The 21,258-nt window shown below is 31.6% G+C and carries 17 protein-coding genes; 9 read left to right on the forward strand and 8 right to left on the reverse strand.

Going from position 1 to position 21,258, the window contains the following annotated elements; translation table 11 throughout:
• Window positions 1-15: 15 nt before the first annotated feature.
• Window positions 16-4,455, reverse strand: a complete 4,440-nt coding sequence (locus tag IW20_RS07505; RefSeq protein WP_081912449.1) for a translocation/assembly module TamB domain-containing protein — start codon at window positions 4,453-4,455, stop codon at window positions 16-18.
• 227 nt (window positions 4,456-4,682) lie between these two features.
• Between IW20_RS07505 and tsaD the strand changes: the two genes are divergently transcribed.
• From tsaD to IW20_RS07545, 8 genes are all read left to right on the forward strand, one after another.
• Window positions 4,683-5,705 (forward strand): tRNA (adenosine(37)-N6)-threonylcarbamoyltransferase complex transferase subunit TsaD, encoded by a 1,023-nt coding sequence (gene tsaD / locus IW20_RS07510; protein ID WP_035620500.1) that lies wholly within the window; start codon window positions 4,683-4,685, stop codon window positions 5,703-5,705.
• Between the two features lie 3 nt (window positions 5,706-5,708).
• Window positions 5,709-6,422, forward strand: a complete 714-nt coding sequence (locus IW20_RS07515; RefSeq protein WP_035620503.1) for a 16S rRNA (uracil(1498)-N(3))-methyltransferase — start codon at window positions 5,709-5,711, stop codon at window positions 6,420-6,422.
• Window positions 6,423-6,609: 187 nt separating this feature from the next.
• Window positions 6,610-7,248, forward strand: coding sequence for a DUF4159 domain-containing protein (locus tag IW20_RS07520; protein WP_035620506.1), 639 nt, complete (start codon window positions 6,610-6,612; stop codon window positions 7,246-7,248).
• Between the two features lie 10 nt (window positions 7,249-7,258).
• The gene (locus IW20_RS07525; RefSeq protein ID WP_035620508.1) at window positions 7,259-7,753 is read left to right on the forward strand and encodes a TrmH family RNA methyltransferase; all 495 of its coding nucleotides are present in this window, start codon (window positions 7,259-7,261) and stop codon (window positions 7,751-7,753) included.
• Between the two features lie 158 nt (window positions 7,754-7,911).
• The gene (locus IW20_RS07530; RefSeq protein ID WP_035620510.1) at window positions 7,912-8,868 is read left to right on the forward strand and encodes a zinc metalloprotease; all 957 of its coding nucleotides are present in this window, start codon (window positions 7,912-7,914) and stop codon (window positions 8,866-8,868) included.
• Between the two features lie 130 nt (window positions 8,869-8,998).
• Window positions 8,999-10,090: an AI-2E family transporter gene (locus IW20_RS07535; protein ID WP_035620512.1), complete on the forward strand. Its 1,092-nt coding sequence runs from the start codon at window positions 8,999-9,001 to the stop codon at window positions 10,088-10,090.
• Between the two features lie 2 nt (window positions 10,091-10,092).
• A complete protein-coding gene (locus IW20_RS07540; RefSeq protein ID WP_035620514.1) occupies window positions 10,093-11,271 on the forward strand; it encodes a THUMP-like domain-containing protein in 1,179 nt (392 codons plus the stop codon).
• Window positions 11,272-11,275: 4 nt separating this feature from the next.
• The gene (locus IW20_RS07545) at window positions 11,276-11,842 is read left to right on the forward strand and encodes a hypothetical protein (protein WP_035620516.1); all 567 of its coding nucleotides are present in this window, start codon (window positions 11,276-11,278) and stop codon (window positions 11,840-11,842) included.
• 1 nt (window position 11,843) lies between these two features.
• Here IW20_RS07545 and IW20_RS07550 read toward each other — a convergent pair whose 3' ends face one another.
• Window positions 11,844-12,497 carry a M15 family metallopeptidase gene (locus IW20_RS07550; RefSeq protein ID WP_035620517.1) on the reverse strand — a complete coding sequence of 218 codons (654 nt, stop codon included), beginning with the start codon at window positions 12,495-12,497 and terminating at the stop codon, window positions 11,844-11,846.
• Between the two features lie 157 nt (window positions 12,498-12,654).
• Here IW20_RS07550 and IW20_RS07555 point away from each other — a divergent pair, with 157 nt between their 5' ends.
• The gene (locus IW20_RS07555) at window positions 12,655-13,230 is read left to right on the forward strand and encodes a hypothetical protein (protein WP_035620519.1); all 576 of its coding nucleotides are present in this window, start codon (window positions 12,655-12,657) and stop codon (window positions 13,228-13,230) included.
• A 98-nt stretch (window positions 13,231-13,328) separates the two neighbouring features.
• Here IW20_RS07555 and IW20_RS07560 read toward each other — a convergent pair whose 3' ends face one another.
• From IW20_RS07560 to IW20_RS07585, 6 genes are all read right to left on the reverse strand, one after another.
• The gene (locus IW20_RS07560; protein WP_035620521.1) at window positions 13,329-13,790 is read right to left on the reverse strand and encodes an SRPBCC family protein; all 462 of its coding nucleotides are present in this window, start codon (window positions 13,788-13,790) and stop codon (window positions 13,329-13,331) included.
• Between the two features lie 227 nt (window positions 13,791-14,017).
• Window positions 14,018-14,389, reverse strand: coding sequence for a hypothetical protein (locus tag IW20_RS07565; RefSeq protein WP_123869474.1), 372 nt, complete (start codon window positions 14,387-14,389; stop codon window positions 14,018-14,020).
• A 167-nt stretch (window positions 14,390-14,556) separates the two neighbouring features.
• Window positions 14,557-15,588 (reverse strand): NHL repeat-containing protein, encoded by a 1,032-nt coding sequence (locus tag IW20_RS07570; protein WP_035620527.1) that lies wholly within the window; start codon window positions 15,586-15,588, stop codon window positions 14,557-14,559.
• Window positions 15,579-16,811 (reverse strand): hypothetical protein, encoded by a 1,233-nt coding sequence (locus tag IW20_RS07575; protein WP_035620530.1) that lies wholly within the window; start codon window positions 16,809-16,811, stop codon window positions 15,579-15,581. Before IW20_RS07575 ends, IW20_RS07570 begins: the two co-directional genes overlap by 10 nt.
• A 295-nt stretch (window positions 16,812-17,106) precedes the next feature.
• The gene (locus IW20_RS07580) at window positions 17,107-19,383 is read right to left on the reverse strand and encodes a polyprenyl synthetase family protein (RefSeq protein ID WP_035620533.1); all 2,277 of its coding nucleotides are present in this window, start codon (window positions 19,381-19,383) and stop codon (window positions 17,107-17,109) included.
• Between the two features lie 465 nt (window positions 19,384-19,848).
• Window positions 19,849-21,255, reverse strand: coding sequence for an efflux transporter outer membrane subunit (locus IW20_RS07585; RefSeq protein ID WP_035620535.1), 1,407 nt, complete (start codon window positions 21,253-21,255; stop codon window positions 19,849-19,851).
• Window positions 21,256-21,258: the final 3 nt, after the last annotated feature.

Genomic DNA, 21,258 nt, shown 5'->3' on the forward strand with positions numbered 1-21,258 from the left:
GTAATATTAAGCGTGTTAATCTTCTTCAGGAATTAATCCCTGATCATTTGTTTTTACCTTTTCTTTTTCCTTTTTATTGGTCTTTTTTGATTTTGAGAAATCAATATAATCTGGATTTATAGCAGAATCCGGAACATCATTATTCTGGTTCGAAGTTTTAATGGCACGTTCTAGCTTATGGTTTTTAAAGATTTTGTTTACTAACTCTCTAAAAGTATCAAAATCGACTTCATAAGAAACTCCTATACCTTGTGTATAACCAACTCCCTGACCTATATAATTAATATCGTTTTCTCTGTTAAATAAACGTAAGTTCATACTTCCGTCCTCATTAACTCTATATTGTACCTCTACGTCGCCTACAATTGCCGATTCGTTAATCCCTCCTACTGGCACACCAACTTTACCGTTTATAGTAATTCTCTCATTGATTTGAGATGAAATTGTAGCCGCAAATTGACCATCGGCTTCCTGACCAAGTCGTCTGTCGGCAGAAGTATATGTAAAACCAATATCTATTTTATCACTATCAGAATGAATTATTCCTCCTAGTAAGTTTGTTGCTGTTTCAAACAAACTACTAGAAAAATCAGACTGACTAACTCCCTCTGGACTCAAGAATCCTCCAGAAGACAGTAAATAAAGCGCTTGTGTTTGTCGAACATCTTTATCGACTAACTTATACTGAATCTCAGATTTTAATACATTACTTACTGTTGGGAACTCTATATTAAAATCAGGCTCTGGACTCGTTAAATCTCCTCGAATACCAATAACCACCTCTACAGGTACTTTTTTGCTAAAAGATGAATTCTCTAATAATACGGCTGGATTTGCAGATGTTTTATAAACTGCTTCAAGGTTTAACTGTGCTTTCATCGGGTTACCTTCCCAAGAAATCGAACCACCTTTTTTCACAACAAATTTCTTATCGATTAATCCACCATACTTAAAGTTATAGGTTCCTTCGTATGCCTGGAAATCTCCCCACATATTAAATTTACCTAGCGTATTAATTTTAAATAATAAAGATCCAAATCCTTTTCCTTTCATTCCGTGTCCAGAATTTCTATCTAAGATTACCTCGACCTCTGCATCTGGAGTAATATCAAAATCGAACTCTAATTCCAGACCATTATAGTTTCTTGTTTTTTCGACAATACCATTTGCCAGATTATACTTTTCTTTGGCTGTGATAAAATGAATAAAGTTATTATCACTCATTGTTTGCGCATCATTAATTGGAATCTTTACAGAGGTTCCTTTTTCTGATTTTGCATCTACCTTAATAAACAATGCCGATGTTGGCCCTTTGATAGTTGCTCTACCATTAATAAATGCCGTACCAAAATAAGCTGCATCCTCACTATCTTTAGTATCTAATGCTAACAGTCTTTTTGAACTGATGTCTAAATCTAGTTTCCAATCGCCAAAATTATTATGTTCAATAGTACCATTTAAAATTCCTTTAGTACCGTATTTTGTATCTGTAATGGTATTATTTCGTAATAAAAACTTCTCATCAGTTACATCGACAATAGTTTTATCACTTAGCTCATAATCTATGTTTAAATAAGGAATTGTCATTCCGGCTTTATCCAAATACAAACGCCCATTAACATCTGGTCTTTTTAAATTACCAATAATAGCGGCATTACCCGAAACATATCCTCTAATATTCGACAATACTTCTCCTCCCAAAGAACTAAGTGAGGCTAAGTTAAATGTGTCAAATTTAAGCTGTAAATCGAGTATTGTTTCTTTATTTATAACTTCAAAGTTTCCAAATAACTTAAACAACTCTGCCTTATCATTTTCGATAGAGGAGTTTATTGCAAACTTTCTAAGATTCTCATCTCCTACAATATCAAATTTCAACGCTCCTAAATCGGTCTTATTTACACTTAGTTTATCAATAAGAATAGAAGCTGTTGGCTGAAAAGCATTCTTCTTTTGCTTAAAATTAACCTCTCCATTAATATTTCCGTTTAAAACGAGCTTATCATTTGTTGGAGTAATTTTATTAAGATCAACATCTTTAAAACTTAATTTCAAGTCCTTATAATCGGCATCTTTTATTTGTCCTACCAATTCTATCTTTTGGTTTTCGTGAGATAGTATGATATTATCGATATCAAAATTCTTGAATTTTTTATCAAAAACAATTTGATTATCTGGCTCGTCATTTTCATTTAAATACCATAAATAGTCTTTAAATTTTAGTTCAGATTTATTGATTCCGACAACGTTATTCTTATTTTTATCTATAGTATGATATAAGTTGAAGTTAAAATAATCTTCTCCTTTTGAACCTCCTTTAAACTCAGATCTTACAAACAAGGTATCTTTCATAGTTACGTTTATCAAACTAAAATCACGTACCTTATAATACTTTGTTTTAATACTATCTAACTCTACATAGGCATTATACAAAGGATTTTTATTATCTACAGAAACTCTTATATTATCAAAAATATTTTGTGCAGCTTTAATTTGCGGAGAATTAAACTTAAGCTTAAACTCTTGCTTATCAGCATCAATTTTACCTTTTACAACAGTATTAGTTGCGAGTTCTATCTCTGGATAAAAGATTTCGATAATCTTATTATATATGGTAAAATTAAAATGCAAGAACTGTCCTTTACTCACTTTCAGCGGTTTATAATTGGCATATAAACTACCTACAGAATTTGTAACTAAATTTTCTAATTGATTAAATTTAAATTTACCTACGATTTCACCATCTACAACATCGGTAGAACTTATTGTTATTGTACGTATTTTATCGGCATCAAAATTAGAACTAACTTTTACCTGATCAAAAACATAAGTCGATTTTGGATTTTGATAAACTGCGTCATTAATTTCGATATCTCCCTGAAGGTTTTCGATTGTATTTCCTGATACATGAACTGCTACATCTCCTTTAAAAACAGATATAGAATCTTTTATAAACTTAAGTTTATGTAAATCGGCATTTTCTACATTAATATGGAAATCATAATTACTATCTCTTCTGCTTAAATCTATCAAACCATCAAATGTCATATTCAGGTTAGGATCATTCACAGAAAGCTGTCCTTTATAATGTGGCAATTTAAAATTACCATTTAAGACTATATTATTATAGGTATAATTATTATAATTAAATTTCTGAACATCTCCTTTTATAACTGTATTCAGATATTTCTCGGTAAACCCTTTTCCGTCTACATCCAGATTAAGAGTAGTTTTTCCGATATCCTTACGTCCAAGCAGAGTACCAACATCAAAATTTTCTAAAACAATATTCCCCGAATACGAAGCTTTATCGATAACATCGATATTATTCATATTCAGATCGATAAGACCATTTCCTAAATCGGTTGTCATAGTAAAATCTGTATCCAAAGCTGTTTTAGATACTTTTGCTTTACCTATAATCGAAAATTTACCTATACGTTTTAATTCTTTAGGCAATTTTTTCCCTAATACATTTGGCAGCAAAACAACGAGGTTATCATAACTAGACGAAAGTCTATCAAATTTCCCGTTCATAAGAAACTCTTGTCCGTTTTTGCCAAAAAGATTTTTGAAATTAATATTTCCATCGATAGTCGATTTATGCAAATCTGTTAACCTCAGATGTTTTAAATTTAAATCATTTAAAGTTCCATCTATTTTAGATTTAACACGGAAGTATTGATCTTTTCCTAGTTCTTTATAAAAATAACGAATATCATTAGATCCAATATTAGCAGAATCTAGAGCAACATCAAATTGTACTTTATCTGTAAACTTTGCAAAATCTTCTATACGATAATTTAACGTAGCCGCTCCGTAAATCTTAGAGTACTTTGTTAGGATAGACAATTTTTCAAGCTTCATCTGCTTTTTAGTATAGCTAAATCTTGAAGTTAAATTAGCTACATATAAACCTCTATGATCCAAAAATGATAATTTATGAATCTTTGTACTTACATCGGGCCCATAAAGTTTAAAATCACTTATATGTGCATTAAGTTTTGTAAAATCGACATCCTTAGGAACGACTCTATTTTCGTCTGTAAGAATAAAATGTCCGTTAGAGATATAAGCATCTTTTGCAGTAAGCAAGAAACGTTTTGCAGAAGGTTTTTTGGGTGGTCCTGTCTCAAATGCCTGAATGAATACATCTAGATTGGTTTTCTTTTCGTTTTTATAGGTTTTTAAATTAAATAACAAACCTGTCATGCGAATTTCGCCAAAAATCAAATCGCCATCAAGAACTCTCTTAACGGCTAGAATATTAGTTTTAATTAAATCAGAATAGATTAAAGTATCCTTATGATGATCCATTATTAAAACTTTCCTGAGTTTTACGCCACCAAAAACACTTACAGAAACTTTATCGACAGATATATGTGTACCAAAATCTGAGTTTAAAGTATCGGTAATATAATTAGCAATTTTTGTCTGAACGACTGGTAGAGACAATGCGATAGCCAGTACTAACAAAAGTAGAATTAGTCCGATTAAGGAACGTGATACTATTTTTTTTATTTTTCTGATACTGGTTGTTTTTTAGTTTTTCTTTAAATTTAATTTTAGAGCAAACAAAGGAAGGTTCCTTTGATAAAAATTCTTTAATTTTGGCTTCTGCTTTTAAATAAAAAAATTTAAAATTTGATTCGTCAAATATAATTCAAAATTCGTGCCTTTACATGCAAAATCCTGAGGTTTTTATTCTAGCTATCGAAAGTTCTTGTGATGATACCGCAGCGGCTGTTTTACATAACGATAAAGTTCTGTCAAATGTTGTTGCCAACCAACTGATACATACGCAATATGGTGGTGTTGTACCCGAACTTGCGTCTAGAGCTCACCAACAAAACATTGTACCCGTAATTGATGCTGCTCTTCGCAAAGCAAATATAAAAAAAGAACAATTATCTGCAATAGCCTTTACTCAAGGTCCCGGACTTATGGGATCATTGCTCGTAGGAAGTTCTTTTAGTAAATCGATGTCTTTGGCATTACAAATTCCTCTAATTGCAGTTAATCATATGCATGCGCATATTTTAGCTCATTTTATTGATGAAGATGGTTACGACAAACCAACGTTTCCATTTTTGGCATTAACAATAAGTGGAGGTCATACACAGGTTATTAAAGTAAATGGCTTTTTTGATTTGCAAATTATCGGAGAAACTACCGATGATGCCGTTGGTGAAGCGTTTGATAAAAGTGCTAAAATTCTTGGTCTTCCCTACCCTGGTGGTCCACTAATCGATAAATATGCACAATTAGGAAACCCTAAAGCATTTGTGTTTACAAAACCAAAAGTACCTGGATTAGACTTTAGTTTTTCTGGTTTAAAAACGGCTATTTTATATTTTATTCAGAAGAAAAAACAAGAGAACCCAAATTTCATCGAGGAGAATCTTAATGACATTTGCGCTTCTATACAATATACTATTATCGAAATTTTAATGGACAAATTAAAATTGGCGGTAAAAGAAACTGGAATCAATCAAATTGCGATTGGCGGTGGTGTTTCGGCTAACTCGGGCATTAGAAATAGACTAAAAGAAAGCGAAAAGAAATACGGATGGAAAACTTACATTCCTAAATTTGAATACACTACCGATAATGCTGCAATGATTGGAATTGTAGGTTACCAAAAATATTTATCAAAACAATTTGAGACAGCTGCTGTTGTCTCTAAAGCAAGAATACAATTTTAAATTATGCAATTATTTTACAACCCAAATATTGACGAAACGACTCAGGAATTTTCTTTTGATAAAGAAGAAAGCAAACACATTATAAAAGTATTACGAAAAAAAGATTCTGATATATTACATGTAACAAATGGATTGGGTTATTTATTTGAAACCGAAATTACATTGGCTTCTGATAATAAATGTACTGTAAAAATAATTTCGATTGAGAAAGCTCAAGAACCAAAATACCGTTTGCATCTTGCTGTTGCTCCTACCAAAATGAATGATCGCTACGAATGGTTTCTAGAAAAAGCTACCGAAATAGGTATTCATGAAATTACCCCGATTATTTGCGACAGATCAGAACGTAAAGTAATTAATATAGAACGTTTTGAGAAAATTATTTTATCGGCAATGAAACAATCGAACGAATTGTATCTTCCTAAGCTTAATGAAGCTATCTCGTTTAAAGAATTTGTAAAACGCAAAAACGAAGGTTTACAATTAATCGCTCATTGTGAAGAAACCGATAAAAAATCTTTAAAATCGGTTTTAAAACCTAATGAGAACGTAACATTACTTATTGGTCCTGAAGGTGACTTCTCGGAAAAAGAAATCGCTTTGGCTCTAGAAAATAATTTTCAGCCTGTATCGTTAGGTAATACAAGATTGCGTACCGAAACTGCTGCAATGGTAGCTTGCCATAGTGTTGCTTTTTTTAATGAAACACCTAATTAATTAACGCTAACTTGTCATTTCTGACGAAGGAGACTCGAGTAATAGCGAACTAATGAAATAAATCACGCTTACAGATTAAATTTACTGAGCTTTGTCAAAGTTTTGAACTTTGACAAAGCTTTAAAAGCCGAATTACTAGTGAAGTTGCTTCGCTTATCGCAATGACAAACCGATAATTTAAAATTACATGAAAAAAATATTTCTTTTGTTATTATTGATTTCAGTTTCTTCTTTTTCGCAAGAAATTGCATTACTAAAATATAGTGGCGGTGGCGATTGGTATGCAAATCCTACTTCATTACCTAATTTGATAAAGTTTTGTAATGCTAATATTGATACTCGTATAAAAGCAAAACCCGGAACTGTAGAACCTAGTAATCCCGACTTGTTATCCTATCCTTTTGTACACATGACTGGACACGGAAACGTAGTTTTTAGCGATGCTGATGTTACTAATCTTCGTAATTATTTATATGGTGGAGGATTTCTTCATATCGATGATAATTATGGAATGGATCAATACATTCGAAAAGAAATAAAAAAAATATTCCCAAATAATGATTTAATAGAACTTCCTGCCAATCATGCTATTTTTCAGAAACCGTTTCTTTTTCCTGCTGGTTTACCTAAGATTCATGAACATGATGGCAAAAGACCTCAGGCATTTGGAATTTTTATCGAAAATAAATTAGTGTTACTTTATACATTTCAATGTGACCTTGGTGATGGCTGGGAAGATGCCGAAGTACATAACGATCCTCTCGAAGTAAGACAAAAAGCCCTAAAAATGGGCGCCAACATTATCAATTATATCTTTACCAATTAATTTAAGTCAGGTGCAATTAACACACGAAGAAATACAATTCGAAAGAAAAACTTTTCCAATTACACTAGTTTGTGATCATATTTATTTTCAACAAAACATTGGTTCGCTTTTTAGAATAAGTGAAGCTTTTGGAGTTGAAAACATTATTTTTTTAGGTAAAGACATTCCGCTCACTCCAAGAAAAATCAATAAAACCTCTCGTAGTACGCATCTTCAGGTACCTTATACTGTTATCGAAGAAACACAGAATTTAGTTACACATCTGGTTGATTTAAAATGCGAAATCATTTCATTAGAGATCACAAATAGTAGTAAACCTTTAAAAGAAGTTATTCTACCTGCCGATAAAAAAATCGTCTTAATAATTGGAAGTGAAATTAATGGAATTTCAGAAGAATTATTAAAAATTTCGAGTCAAATAGTTCATATTAACATGTTTGGAAAAAACAGTAGCATGAATGTTGTGCAAGCTGCTAGTATAGCATTGTATGAATTTACTTCTTAAAAAATAAACTTCTTTTTTTGTAAGAACTAAGCTATACAAGGGTTTCTAAAATTCTAACAAACAAAATAATAATAAAATTTTGTCTGTTAAAATATTTGTTATAAAATTGTTTTAATTATTAACTAATCTAAAATTTTATAACAAAACCCCAAACTATTATGAAAAAGATTGCTTTATCCGCATTTGCAGCGCTGCTGCTATTCTCGTGTCAAAACAACGACCAAGCAGAATCTACAACTCCAGAAGCTTCAGCTACAATTACTCAACGTGGCTGTGCAACTCAAGATGTTCTTGAAGCTCAATTAAAAGCCGACCCTACTTTGGCTATTAGAATGAATGAAATCGAAGCATTTACACAAAACAAGATACTTAGTGGTAAATTGGTAAATGGAAAAGTTCAAATTCCTGTTGTAGTTAATGTATTATACAGAACTGCTGCAGAAAATATTTCTGATGCACAAATCCAAACACAAATTGATGTATTGAACAAAGATTTCAATGCTTTAAACTCTGATTACGGAAGTGTTCCTGCATTATTTGCTGGAGTAAAAGCTAACGTAGGAATTAGTTTTGTTTTAGATCAAATCATCAGAAAATCAACAACAAAAACTTCATGGGGAACTAATGATGCCATGAAAAAAACTGCCTCTGGAGGTCTTAACCCAACTTCTCCAACTACAAAGCTTAACTTATGGGCTTGTAAAATTGGTGGTGGAATATTAGGTTATGCTCAATTTCCTGGTGGAGCTTCTGCTACAGACGGAGTTGTAATTGACTCTCAATATTTCGGATTATCAGGATCTGCTGCTGCTCCTTATAACTTAGGAAGAACTGGAACTCACGAAGTGGGTCACTGGATGAACTTACGTCATATTTGGGGAGATGCTAATTGCGGAAATGACCAAGTAGCTGATACTCCAGTTCATAACGCTGCAAATTATGGTGTACCTGCATATCCTCATTATAGTACTTGTACAGGAACTCCTGTAGAAATGACTATGAACTACATGGATTATACAGATGATGCTGGAATGTACATGTTTACAGTAGGTCAAAAAAACAAAATGGCTGCCATTTTCTTAACAGGTGGTCCTAGAGCTGCTTTTGGCATCTAATATTAAAATCAAATAACTAAACTAGGTTAATAATTATTAAAAGCGAGATTATATATCTCGCTTTTTTTGTTTTATAAATGTAATCTTTCCCTCATTTTTTCTATATTTATCCTCTAAAGAAAAACAAACTATGATTACATCTAAAGTAATTTCAAACGGGATTTTAAGAGCTATCGCAACTATTTTGGGTGTATCGCTAATTTTGTATTTTTTATATCAAATACAAACAGTAATTATTTATCTATGTGTTTCTCTCATATTGTGCTTAATAGCAAACCCTTTTGTAAAATTCCTGAAGGAAAAATTAAAATTTAATAGCTCATTTGCAGCTATAACTACTATCGTATTTTTTATATTATTAATGATTGGTTTTATACTATTATTTGTACCGTTAATAATATCTCAGGCAAATAATCTATCGCTTCTTGATACTGATAGTCTTCAGAAACAATTTTTACTGATAGAACGTGATTTTGAAGCTTACTTTAATTTGCAACATATCGATTTACAAACTCTTTTAAAGAAACCCGAAATAACGTCTAAACTAGATTTTAGTTATTTTACAGCCTTTATAAACTCAATCTTAAATATGCTTGCAGGTTTTGGAATGGGATTGGTATCTGTTTTCTTTATTACTTTTTTCTTTATTAAGGATCAGAATATTTTTAAAGAAAATGCCAAAAGAATTCTTCCTGATAATAATGAAGACAAAATTATAAACTCAATTACTAAAATAAATCACTTACTAACACGCTATTTTGTAGGCTTGTTACTGCAATTAACTGTTGTGTTTATTCTTTATTTTATAGTGCTAATAATTTTTGGAAGTCAGAATGCATTTGTTATTGCTTTTTTATGTGCTGTCTTAAATATCATTCCTTATGTTGGGCCTATAATAGGAACAATCCTTGCGGCTCTATTAACTATGTTGAGTTTAATTGGTGGTGATTTTCAAACTGAAATTTTACCTAAAACTATATATATCGTAATCGGATTTTTATTGGTTCAGGCAATTGATAATAATGTTAGCCAACCAATTATTTCCTCAAAAAGCGTAAATTCGCACCCGCTGGAAATATTCTTAATTACTTTAATTAGTGGAATAACTTTTGGAATCGTCGGAATGATTATTGCAATCCCGTTTTATACTTGCCTTAAAGTTATTGCCAAAGAATTTTTTCCTAACAATAAAGTTGTTATTGTATTAACCGAAAAAATATAAAATTGAATTTAGCCCTTTTACATAATTCTGTTCAGGATTTTATAAATAAAAAAGTAAATGAATCTATTTCAAAATTAGCACTTCAAAAAAATCCTTTTCCAGAAATAGAATGGATTGCTATTTTAAACCAGATTGAGGCTAAAACAAAAGCAAAAGATAAATTGCCTACTTGGTTTGCTACTGAGAATATAATTTATCCGAGTAAAATTTCGGTTGAACAAACCTCATCAGAGAAAACAGCTTTGTATAAAGCTAATTTAGTTTCGGGAGATAGTTTAATAGACTTAACTGGAGGTTTTGGTGTAGACGATTATTATTTCTCTAAAAAAATAAAAAATGTAGCACATTGCGAGATAAACCCAGATTTATCGGCAATTGTGCAACATAATTTTAAGCAATTAAAAATCGATAATTGTACGTGTTATCCCGAAGATAGTTTTAATGTTCTAAAAAAACTAAACCAAAAATGGGATTGGATTTACATAGATCCTTCTAGACGAAATGATGCCAAAGGCAAAGTTTTTATGCTAAAGGATTGCTTGCCTAATGTACCTGATTTATTAGATTTTTATTTTGAAAACTCTGATTCTGTTTTAATAAAAACAGCTCCTTTATTAGATATTTCTGCTGGTCTTTCGGAATTAAAGAATGTAAAAAACATTCATATTATTGCTCTCGAAAATGAGGTCAAGGAATTACTATGGGAAATTCACAAAGGCTATTCTGGAAAAATAACACTCAAGACGGCTAATATCTTAAAGGATAAAACGGAGACTTTTGAATTTGCATTAAATGAAGAACCTGAATTTATAAGCTACGATTTTCCTCGTAAATACTTGTACGAGCCTAATAGTGCGATTATGAAATCGGGAGGTTTTGATGAAGTAAGTTCTTTTTATAAAATAGATAAGCTCCATAAACATTCTCATTTATATACTTCAGACGATTTAATTGCTTTTCCTGGAAGAACTTTTGAAGTTCAAGAAACCATTCCATACTCTAAAAACGAAATAAAACTTCATCTTTCAAACAAACAAGCCAATATTACTACTAGGAATTTTCCTGATAGTGTAGAAACCATTCGAAAAAAATGGAAAATAAAAGATGGTGGAAATTTATATTGTTTTTTTACAACTGATAAAAATGACAATAAAATAGTTTTAATTTGCAGAAAAATATAATAAAATGAAACAACTAATTACTTTAACTCTTTTCTTATTAACATTTAATTTATTTGCTCAAAAAGATTGTGAATACTCTATAAACGTTACTGATTCTTTAGGAACTTACAAATCGACTAAAGAAACCATGATTTCCGAAAAAAACTTTGCAGGAACTGCGAGTTATATCTTTTTCTCTTTGGCACAAACTGATGGTTTACCAACATTAAATGTACAATTGATTAAAAAAAGTAAAGAATTTACAAAGGCTAATTGCTTTGATAAAAACTCAAAATTATTTTTACAATTAAGCAACGGAAAAATTGTTACATTAATTCATATAGATCAAGAAAACTGCGGTACCTTAATTCGTGATGAAAAAGGATTTGACAATCGAGTTACTCCGGGAATTTTTATGTTCTTAAAAGATAATTTCGAAGATTTAAAAACTTCTCCTATCTCTATGATTCGTATTAAATACTTAACAGATACGGAAGATTACGTTATGAAAAAAGAATTTACATCTGAACTAAATAATAAAACATACCGTCCAGAAACTTTCTTTATAGATAATATAAAATGTGTAGAATAATCTAATTACAATTCCATTTTGTATTAGAAACTTTATCGTTTAAACCTGCTTTTAAATTATAATGCCACCACTCCGAATCGAAGGAATTAAAATTATGTTTTACCATTATTTTTTTCAGCAATAGGCGATTGGCTTTTATAGTATCAGATAAATTTATATAACTGTGGCTAGCTTCCTTTCCGAAAAAATCAAAAGGAGTTCCCATATCTAATTCTTTACCGTTACGGTCTACAAGAGTAATATCTACGGCTCCTCCTCTATTATGGATGGAGCCTTTTTTTGGATCTGCCACATATTTAGGGTTCGAAACTATTTCCCACATTCTTTTTTGGATAAATAAAGGTCTGTAGCAATCAAATAGCTTAATCTTATATCCTTTCTTCATAAAGCTTTTATTAGCCTCTACTAATGCTTTTACGGTTTTTAAACGCAAGAAACATTCCGCACAATCATACACTTTTGCTTTAAGAAAATTATCTTCTGTAGCATACTTCATATCATACACAAAATCATTACTGTAATCTTTTAAATTAACGAAAGTCGTATCTGCAATTACCTGATTACTTTCGCCTGTATATGACTCGTTCTGAGCTTTTAAAGACATTACCCCAAGAATAGAGAATAGCAAAAATAAAATTCTATTGAATTTTGGCATGGAATTGGTATTTTAAATTGTACAATTTTTCTCAAAAGTAACTATAAATAATAAATAAATCGAAACAAAAATTGAAGTCTAAAACTTCATTCGATTATACTTATGCTTTAAGAATCACTTTTAAAAACACCTTATAAACAAACAAAAACAGTGCATTATGAAAAGATTTACTTTGTTATTATCTATCCTTCCATTTTTAGGAATCTCACAACAAATAAGCTATTCTGAACCTTCTCAATTTATCGAAAAAGCTGGTTCTGTTCAGATTAATTTGGTCGAAAGTGAAAAGACCATTTTTAAATCTGGGCTTGGAGAAACGGTATCATTTTATCCAGCTGAACTAATTGATTTGAATCAAAGTCAAAACAAAATAAACGGAATAGAGGTTGAAAGTACTTTTATTACAAAAGAATATCAGAATAAAAAAGACCAATCCACTAAAGAAACCGCATGGATAGGAGTTAATGAAATCCCTGAGTTAATTAGCTGGCTTGAGAACTATATAATTCCAAATTTATCTAATCCTGCCGGAACGAAAAAATCAGTAAAATATATACATAGTACTAAAGAAGTTCTATTTAAGTTTGATGTTTATAATGGCACACAAACTTTTACGATTGCAGTAAAAAACACAAATTATAGAGATAAATACTTTTGGACAGAATCACGCACAAAAGATATCCCTAACATTTTAAAAACACTTAAATATATGCAGACGAGAACGCTCAACTAATATTAATCAACAAAAAAACATATAAGTGATGTAAGTAAATATAAGCAAGGCCAATCGGCATAAAACTTAAATGAACTTACATCACTTATAGGTTTAAACTACTTAATTTCTACTTCTTCTTTCGGATTTGGTTGTCCTTTACCTGTAGTAATTAAATTGTACAAACTATTTTGTATGTAATTTGTCCAAGCATTAAAGCATATATCGTAGCATTCATAATCTGGAACTAAACCTTGATGTGTAAAACGAACTTCGGTTTTATTGTTTTTTGTACTGATCTCAAAAATAACTTTTGTTCCTACCCATTCCTTTTTATCAGAAATAAAATTAAAATCATTTTCTAAAACATCCCAAATTACTTTTTTGTTAGGAACAACTTCTACTAATTTCATTTTGCAAATATGAATGTCTTTAAAATGATACTTAAACACATCACCTAGTTTGGCTGTACCTCCTTCAATTTCTTCCGACCACCATCCTCTTACATTCGTTATAGCATCAAATGCTTCTTTAGGGCTTTGGTCTACCAAAATACTTGTGGCAAAATCTTGATTATCCATAATTTTGATTGTTTAAAAATTAAAATTTCATTAGAACAAAACAAAGTTAACAATCTCATTTACAATTATCAGGGTGCAAAATAGACTTTTACAGGGGTAAACAAGACAGTTATTATCTGACATGATTTTAATGTCTGACTTTTCCATTTCTTTATTTGTATTATCTTACTGCAAAGTAACCCTAAAATTGACTACACCCGAAATAAAACTTTATAAATAAAAAATCATTACTTACTTCGTACAGCTTTAAAATAGGATAATATAAGCAATTCGGGTTTTATTTTTTTATAATCAATTTCCTTATCATTTTTAAAAGTACTAAAATTCATTTTCAGTTTTTGAGTAGTTCCTTTTTTTATATCTTCAAAAAATGCCATTCCATTTATGTCGTCATTTTCACTATAATCCGCATAGATATTTAAAACTTCTAAGTTGTATTTTGAATTATTTTTTATAACGATATATCCATCTTTATACGTAAAACTAACTCCTTTAACAGTTTCTTTCATATACTTATTAGATGGTTGCAAATATTTTTGAGCATAACTTGGCGTTAAACCCAACATTATAAATGTTACTATTGATAAGATGATTTTCATAAAATATATTTTAATCTTTTTTGTATTAAACTAAGTCCATAAACCAGAGCTAATTTAAGAATTAAATTACAACTAAATAATCTGATATTATCTTTACACATTAAACTTTTAAAACAAAAAACCCACTCGATTGAGTGGGTTTCTATAAATTATAGTAACAGATAAATTTATCTTTGCTCTGTAATTGCTGATTGGTTAAGTTTAATAACCCTAATTTTTTGGTTTGAATTATCCGATAAAAAAAGACGGTCGTTAAGTTGTGCAGTACTTACAATAGTTCCAAAATTATTTTGTCCCATAACATCCGAAGCATTTACTCTTGGATTATATATTTTATCTAAAAATTCTCTTCTAGGATAAATACGCAAATAATTTAAGCTCCCTACATTCTCTGATGTAACTGCCCAATCTGCACTAAAAGATAGTGCCAAAGGTTTTGCTTCTCCAAAAGGAGCTATACCCGGTGCTATAGGTGCTTCAAGCGAAGCTGCCCCATTAGCACGAATGCCAGCAATGTTGTAATACAAATACCCTTTTGCGTTTCTTCCTGCTACAACTAAGTTTCCATCGGCTACATCCATAGAATAAACCTCATCATAACCTTTTAAAGTATTTAACTTAGCAATTGGAGCTAAATCCCAAATACTTTTATCAGTTATTTGTGATGTTGCAAAAACCTTAATACTCGTTTCTTTTTCTTTTACAAATACTAATCCGTCTCTTACTACAACCCCAAAAACATGTACAAAAGTTTTCCACCATTGTCCGTTTCCTACTGTACTAATTCCTGCATTTGTAACTTCATCAATAACAAAAAGTCTAGACTCAACACTACCAATATAAATTCTTCCGTTATCTACAGATACAGATGAAAGTTGCGTTAACGGAATTGTTGTACTTCCTTTAGTATAATTTGTAATTGTTTTTATGTGCGCCAATGTTTGAGCGTTAAAAATCTCTAATACATCGCCATTACAAACATATAATTTGTCATTTGCTACAGCTATACCTTTAGGGTTAAATGTCCCTTTTCCGTCTCCAACTTGGCTTACTGTAATCGATGCTTCGTCAGTAGGGTAATAATAACTATGATTTGGAGAAGTCCCCTCGAAAGAATCTTTGCTACAGTTTGTAAAAACGCAAAGCAATAATATAAAGAAAGCTATTTTATTCATTTTGATTTTATATGTTAATTCCATTTTCCTTCTCCTTTATATTTTATTAAGAATGGATTTTTTGGATTAATATTAAAAACAGGTTTTTTGTAAGTTCCTGTTAAGTATTTTGTCTTAGTCCATCCTTTTAATACTTCTGGATCTGTAAAAGGAAGATCTTTTAGGTAAATTAGGTATTTGTAAAAATGAGTCAACATTTCTTGTTGTCCACCACCTTGACCGCTATTGGCCAAATTACTACTATGACTAAATCCTATGTGATGTGAATATTCGTGTGACCAAACCGACATTTCGCCTACCCAATGACCTGTTACATAACCTGATTCCCATTGAGAAGCTAATGGTCCGCCTCCCCAAGCTGAATCTCCACCAACCATTGCCAAATAAACAGTTCTGTTATCTAGATAGTTCAAATATATTTTCTCTATTTCGGCTTTAGAGAGATAATCATAAACTCCATCAACATCTTCGGCATTTCCATGCCAATAAGTTGCACCGTTTATTGCTGTACCTGCCTGAGCGGCTTGTTCTTGCTTGTATCTATCAAAATTAATAAAAGTATCATAGTACATTGGGTGACTTAAAGCGTATGAATAATTAATAATCATCGCGATTGCCTCTTTTGCCAAAACTGGATTCATTGGTAAATATTTACCTAGTTCATTAATATGATACCCGTCATTAAACTGAACTAAATGTGAAGACTTTATCTTTTTGAATTTTGCAAATAATGGATCACTAGATTCTACCGAAAATTCGATTGCTCCAGAAGAGAAACCTGCAATTTTATCGATTGTTACTGCATTTCCAGTTTCTAATAAATAATCATTTTTTCCTGCTACCAAAGGAATTTGGTGAAACGAACGATGAAAAGCTGGAACTTTAGTAAAATTGTAAATTAAGAATCGTTTGTCATAATTAGGCAATTTTGCATAGATTCTTACATCTGTAAGTCCAACTGGAGAATAAAGAGAAATTTGTACGGAATCTTTTCCTTTTTGGATTACTTGCATTGGCTGATTTACTCTAAACCAACGGTCTTGTTTGTCATACATTTTCGAAGAACTTTCGTCGTCTTCAAACATAGTCATAGCACGATTGCCTGGCTGTAAATTTGTAGCATCAATACTTGGTAAATAATTGGCTTCATAAGCCGTAGATTGGTCTTCTTTATCACAACTTGTTGAAATAAGAAAACCACTAATTAATAAGCTGGCATAAAGCCACCTTTTGATGTTTGTAATCATTACTTGTAGGTTAATTAAATTTGTTTTTGTTTTGGGAATATTAGATTTTCAATCCAATACGTGCAAATATCTCTTATTCTTTTTTAAATAAAAATTTGTTTTTCTTATTTATAACAACGGATAACCGTTAAATAAATTTTAACAATAAACATAATTGTTACAAAAACGTGCTTATTCTATTTAAAAGTTATAAAACATCATAAAAACAAAAAACCACTCGATTGAGTGGTTTCCAGCATAAATTTAATACTATAAAATTCAAGTCTTTTTTACTTCCCTTTAGGGAATGTATAAATTATTCTTTCTTCAATGCATACCAGCCAAAAGCCCGCAATCTTATTTTAAAAAATGAATCGGGCAATACTTCATCTAATTTTCCCCATGCTGTTTCTACAAGATCTTCTGCTGCTTGTCTGCATTCCTCAATAGCACCACAATTGTGCAATACCCTAATTACAGATTCTATTACCTCTTTTTCCTTTGGCAATGTTTGGATTGTTTTCCAGACATATTCCCGTTCTTCTAATGGTAATAAACGCATTGCTTTTGCGATAGGCATGGTTATTTTTCCTGCTGTAATATCTTCTCCTTTGTCTTTAAGATTGCCATCATATCCTTGCAAATTCAACACATCATCCATTATTTGATAAGCAACGCCAATTGCTTCAAAAAAATCACTCAACGCATTTATCTCTTCTGGGTTTCCGCCTCCAATCAATCCGCCCATTTTGGCTAATGTACAAGCTGGTGTTGCTGTTTTTAATCGGTGAGTTGTATAAATTCTTTTCTCAAGAATAGAACTATCTCCGCTACTTACCGCATCTGGCATAAGATGATGGAGTCCACTTATATCTAGCGCCTGCCCTGCATGTGCAGCTCGCATCATTTCAAAATACAGTTCATATACCTTTAAACGGATGTTTTCTGGGAGTTGAGGCTGATATGTAAACAATTCGCCGATAAAATAACAGATATTCCCTGTATTTATAGCAAGCGGCTCGCCATAAAGATGGTGTAAGGCTACACCTCCTCTGCGTGTATCTGATCTGTCTTGTACATCATCTACAATTAATGATCCTGTATGTATTAACTCTGGCATTGCTAACCAATCAATAAACGGTTGTGAATCTCCACCTACACTATCTATACAAGCAAGAAATACATAAGAACGCCATGCCTTTTTACTGCGATCAACAACTTCTCTTATTGGTTTAATAACAGAAGAAACATATTGTTCTTTATCTTCTTTATTAAAAAAATCTACTCCTACTGGACTATTAACCAACTTATAAAACTGATCATCACTAGGGTCTAAAGGCAATAAAGATTCTATCGCTTTTTGTGTGGTCTTGCCAATTGCTCTTAAGAAACTTTCAATATTTATTTTAGTATCAAATCCGTTTCTTTCGATATATCCAAGCCCAGAAGCTTCGGTTCCCATAAAACTTCCACTTGCATTTACAGATCCTTCCCAAATTGCTGGTGCAGAAAGAATAGTAATAAACTCTTGTTCGGGAAAATCTGCTTTAACAGAAAGAGAAATATTAAACTGCGGAATTTCTAATCTCCAAGAAACAGGATAGGAAATAAAAGTTCGGGCACTTGTCCAGTAATTTTCAGGAGAAAAGGAGTAATGTTCAGTACTAATTTTTTTTCCATCTGGATCAATGATAATCATGGTGCCACCAGCATGTTCGCCATCATTAGTATTATCAAAAAGATCATATCCAGATAACTCGTAGCCATTTTTTAGTTGTAGTGCTATCCAGTTCCAAGCCATATCGTGTTTAAATTCAAATGAAGCTTTTTCATCAGCTGGTCTGCTAAATTCATGATCGTACCAACCGTTTCCTTCTACTTCATAAACGGTATTATCTATCCGAATTTCTCCATTCACGGCACACTTTGGAATAAAATAATAAAACATATCCTCTTTTCTTATGCCTCTTACCAATCCATTATTTCCATGCCTTATCGGATCTATTAACGGAATAAATTCAAGTTTACACTCCACTCCGTTCAATGGGTTCTCAAGTTTTAAATGATAATTACCTTGTTCATCCTTTTTAAAAGAATTCTCATCATATTCGAGTGAAAGACTCTTCATAGCTATTCTGGCAGGCTGTTTAAGAAGTCTGTCAGGCAATGGAACATTTCCTTTTTCGAACACTTCTTTTAGCGCACGTCGAATGGATTTACTTCCTTCATTCTTTTCTTCATTTTTCTTTATCATTTTTAATGCTTCTGCCGGAAGGCTTGAATCTACAAGAGAATCCTTGTAATATTTCCCATCAGTTACATCTGATAAAGACCAGATTACAGAATGTGCGTAAGTCAAGTTTCCTGTTTGTTCATCTTTTGAGGCTACTCTAAAAAAGGAAGCAAATAAAGACAAGCGCTTACCATCTTTAGATGTGAGATGGCAATTTTGATACCACCACTCGATTACGGATGCTTCGTGTGGAAGATCATGAATTTTTAAATCAATCGGGCCATTGGCTGGCCAAGTCGAATAATGTTGATCAGAGATAATTTCAGAATTTGTTTGTTGTAGGTTAATTTCTTTTTCCATAATGTAAGGCATTTTAGTTATTACAAATAATATTTTTACCCTCCTTTCGAAATCTTTTCGATAACGAAAACTGTATTAGAATTTGATAGCATCTAAACTTCTTGAGTATTTTATCGGAGCTAATAAAATCTCATATAAGTAGTTCTATGCAAATTCAAGTAATTGTCCTCTTCAATACAATAATAAAATTACTACAATTAAACCAAACAATCATTAATGAATATATTTTATTTCACTGAATATCAGTAATTTAATAATAAATCTTTATTAAAACTAATTAAATTAAAAACTCTGTAATAACTGTTAATTGACTTTCGATAATGAATTCATACTTACCTTAAAAAAGCTATAAAACAAAAAACCCGCTAAATTAGCGGGTCTAAAATATGAACTCATAAAACGTTATTTCACGTTATCATTCTAAGATATATTATCTCTTTATTTCATCAAAAAATACTACAATTGTTATTTCCAACCGCCACCTAAAGCGCGATACAAATCGACAACTGCTTGTAATTTTTGTAAATTATCATTTATTCCGCTCAATTGTGCAGCCAAAAGATTTTGCTCAGAAGTAAGCACATCTGTATAATTGGTAGCAGAACTATATTCTAAAAGTTGTTGCGTAAAGTCAACTGATTTTATCAGTGCTTCAATTTGTTTTGTTCTCGAATCTTCTTTCTCAACTGCCATTTCATAAGCATACATCGCATTCGAAACTTCTTGACCCGCAACAAAAAGACTTTGTTGGAAATTATTTAATGCTTGCAATTGTTGTGATTGTGCCGTTGTTAATCGTGCTTTATTAATTCCCTGATTAAAAATTGGTTGTGTTAATCCTCCAATTAAAGAATAAAAAACTGATTTATCGAAAAAGTCTGTTAGTTGTAAATTCGAGAATCCACCACTTGCCGTAAGAGTCAAACTCGGATAAAAATATGTTTTTGCCAAGTTGGTATTTTCAAAAGCAACTCTGAAATCAAATTCTGCCTGACGAACATCTGGACGATTTTGCAACAATTGCGAAGGCAATCCTATTGCTAAATTTTGTGGAGTTACCTGATTTTCTATAACAGATCTATCAATTGGTCCAGAAGCTTGCCCTAATAAAATATTCAAAGCATTTTCGGTTTCACGAATACTTCTTTTTAAATCCGGGATCAAAACTTCCGCCGCATGTTGATTGGCTTCACTTTGTACTACTGCCGCACCTGTAACTACAGCTCCTTCTTTTAAAGCTTTTATAACTTCTACATTTTTAATACGACTTTCTAATGTCGCTTTTGTAATAGCTAATTGCTTATCATAGGCTAACAATAAAAAATAATTGTTTGCAATATCAGCAATCAACTGTGTTTGAATAGCTTGTTTAGCCGCATCTGTAGATAGGTATTTTGCCAAAGCTGCTCTTTTAGAACTACTCAGTTTACCCCAGATATCAGCTTCCCACGAAGTACTTAAACCTAGCTTATACGTTGTTGTTAAGGTATTAATGTTAATTCCTGCAGGAAAATTAAGCCCAGCTTCAGACTGTTTATTACGGGTTACATTAGCATCAACATTTAAAGTTGGATAATACGCTAATTTAGTCTGACGCAAAGAGGCACGTGCCTGAACTATGTTTTCTATCGCATTCTTTAAGTTAATATTTTGCTCTAATCCTTTTTGAATTAATGCACTTAATTTTTCATCCTTAAAAACACTCTGCCAAGACATATTTGCCATTGTAGTCGAATCGGCAGCTACCTGATCGCGATACAACTTATCTGTTGAGATTGCCGTTGGGCGATCGTACTTTTTGGTAACTGAGCACGCACTTAAAAGTGCGGCTGCAACTACCAGTATAATATATTTATTTGCACTATGAGTCATCTC

The organism is Flavobacterium hydatis (assembly GCF_000737695.1).
GTDB lineage: Bacteria > Bacteroidota > Bacteroidia > Flavobacteriales > Flavobacteriaceae > Flavobacterium > Flavobacterium hydatis.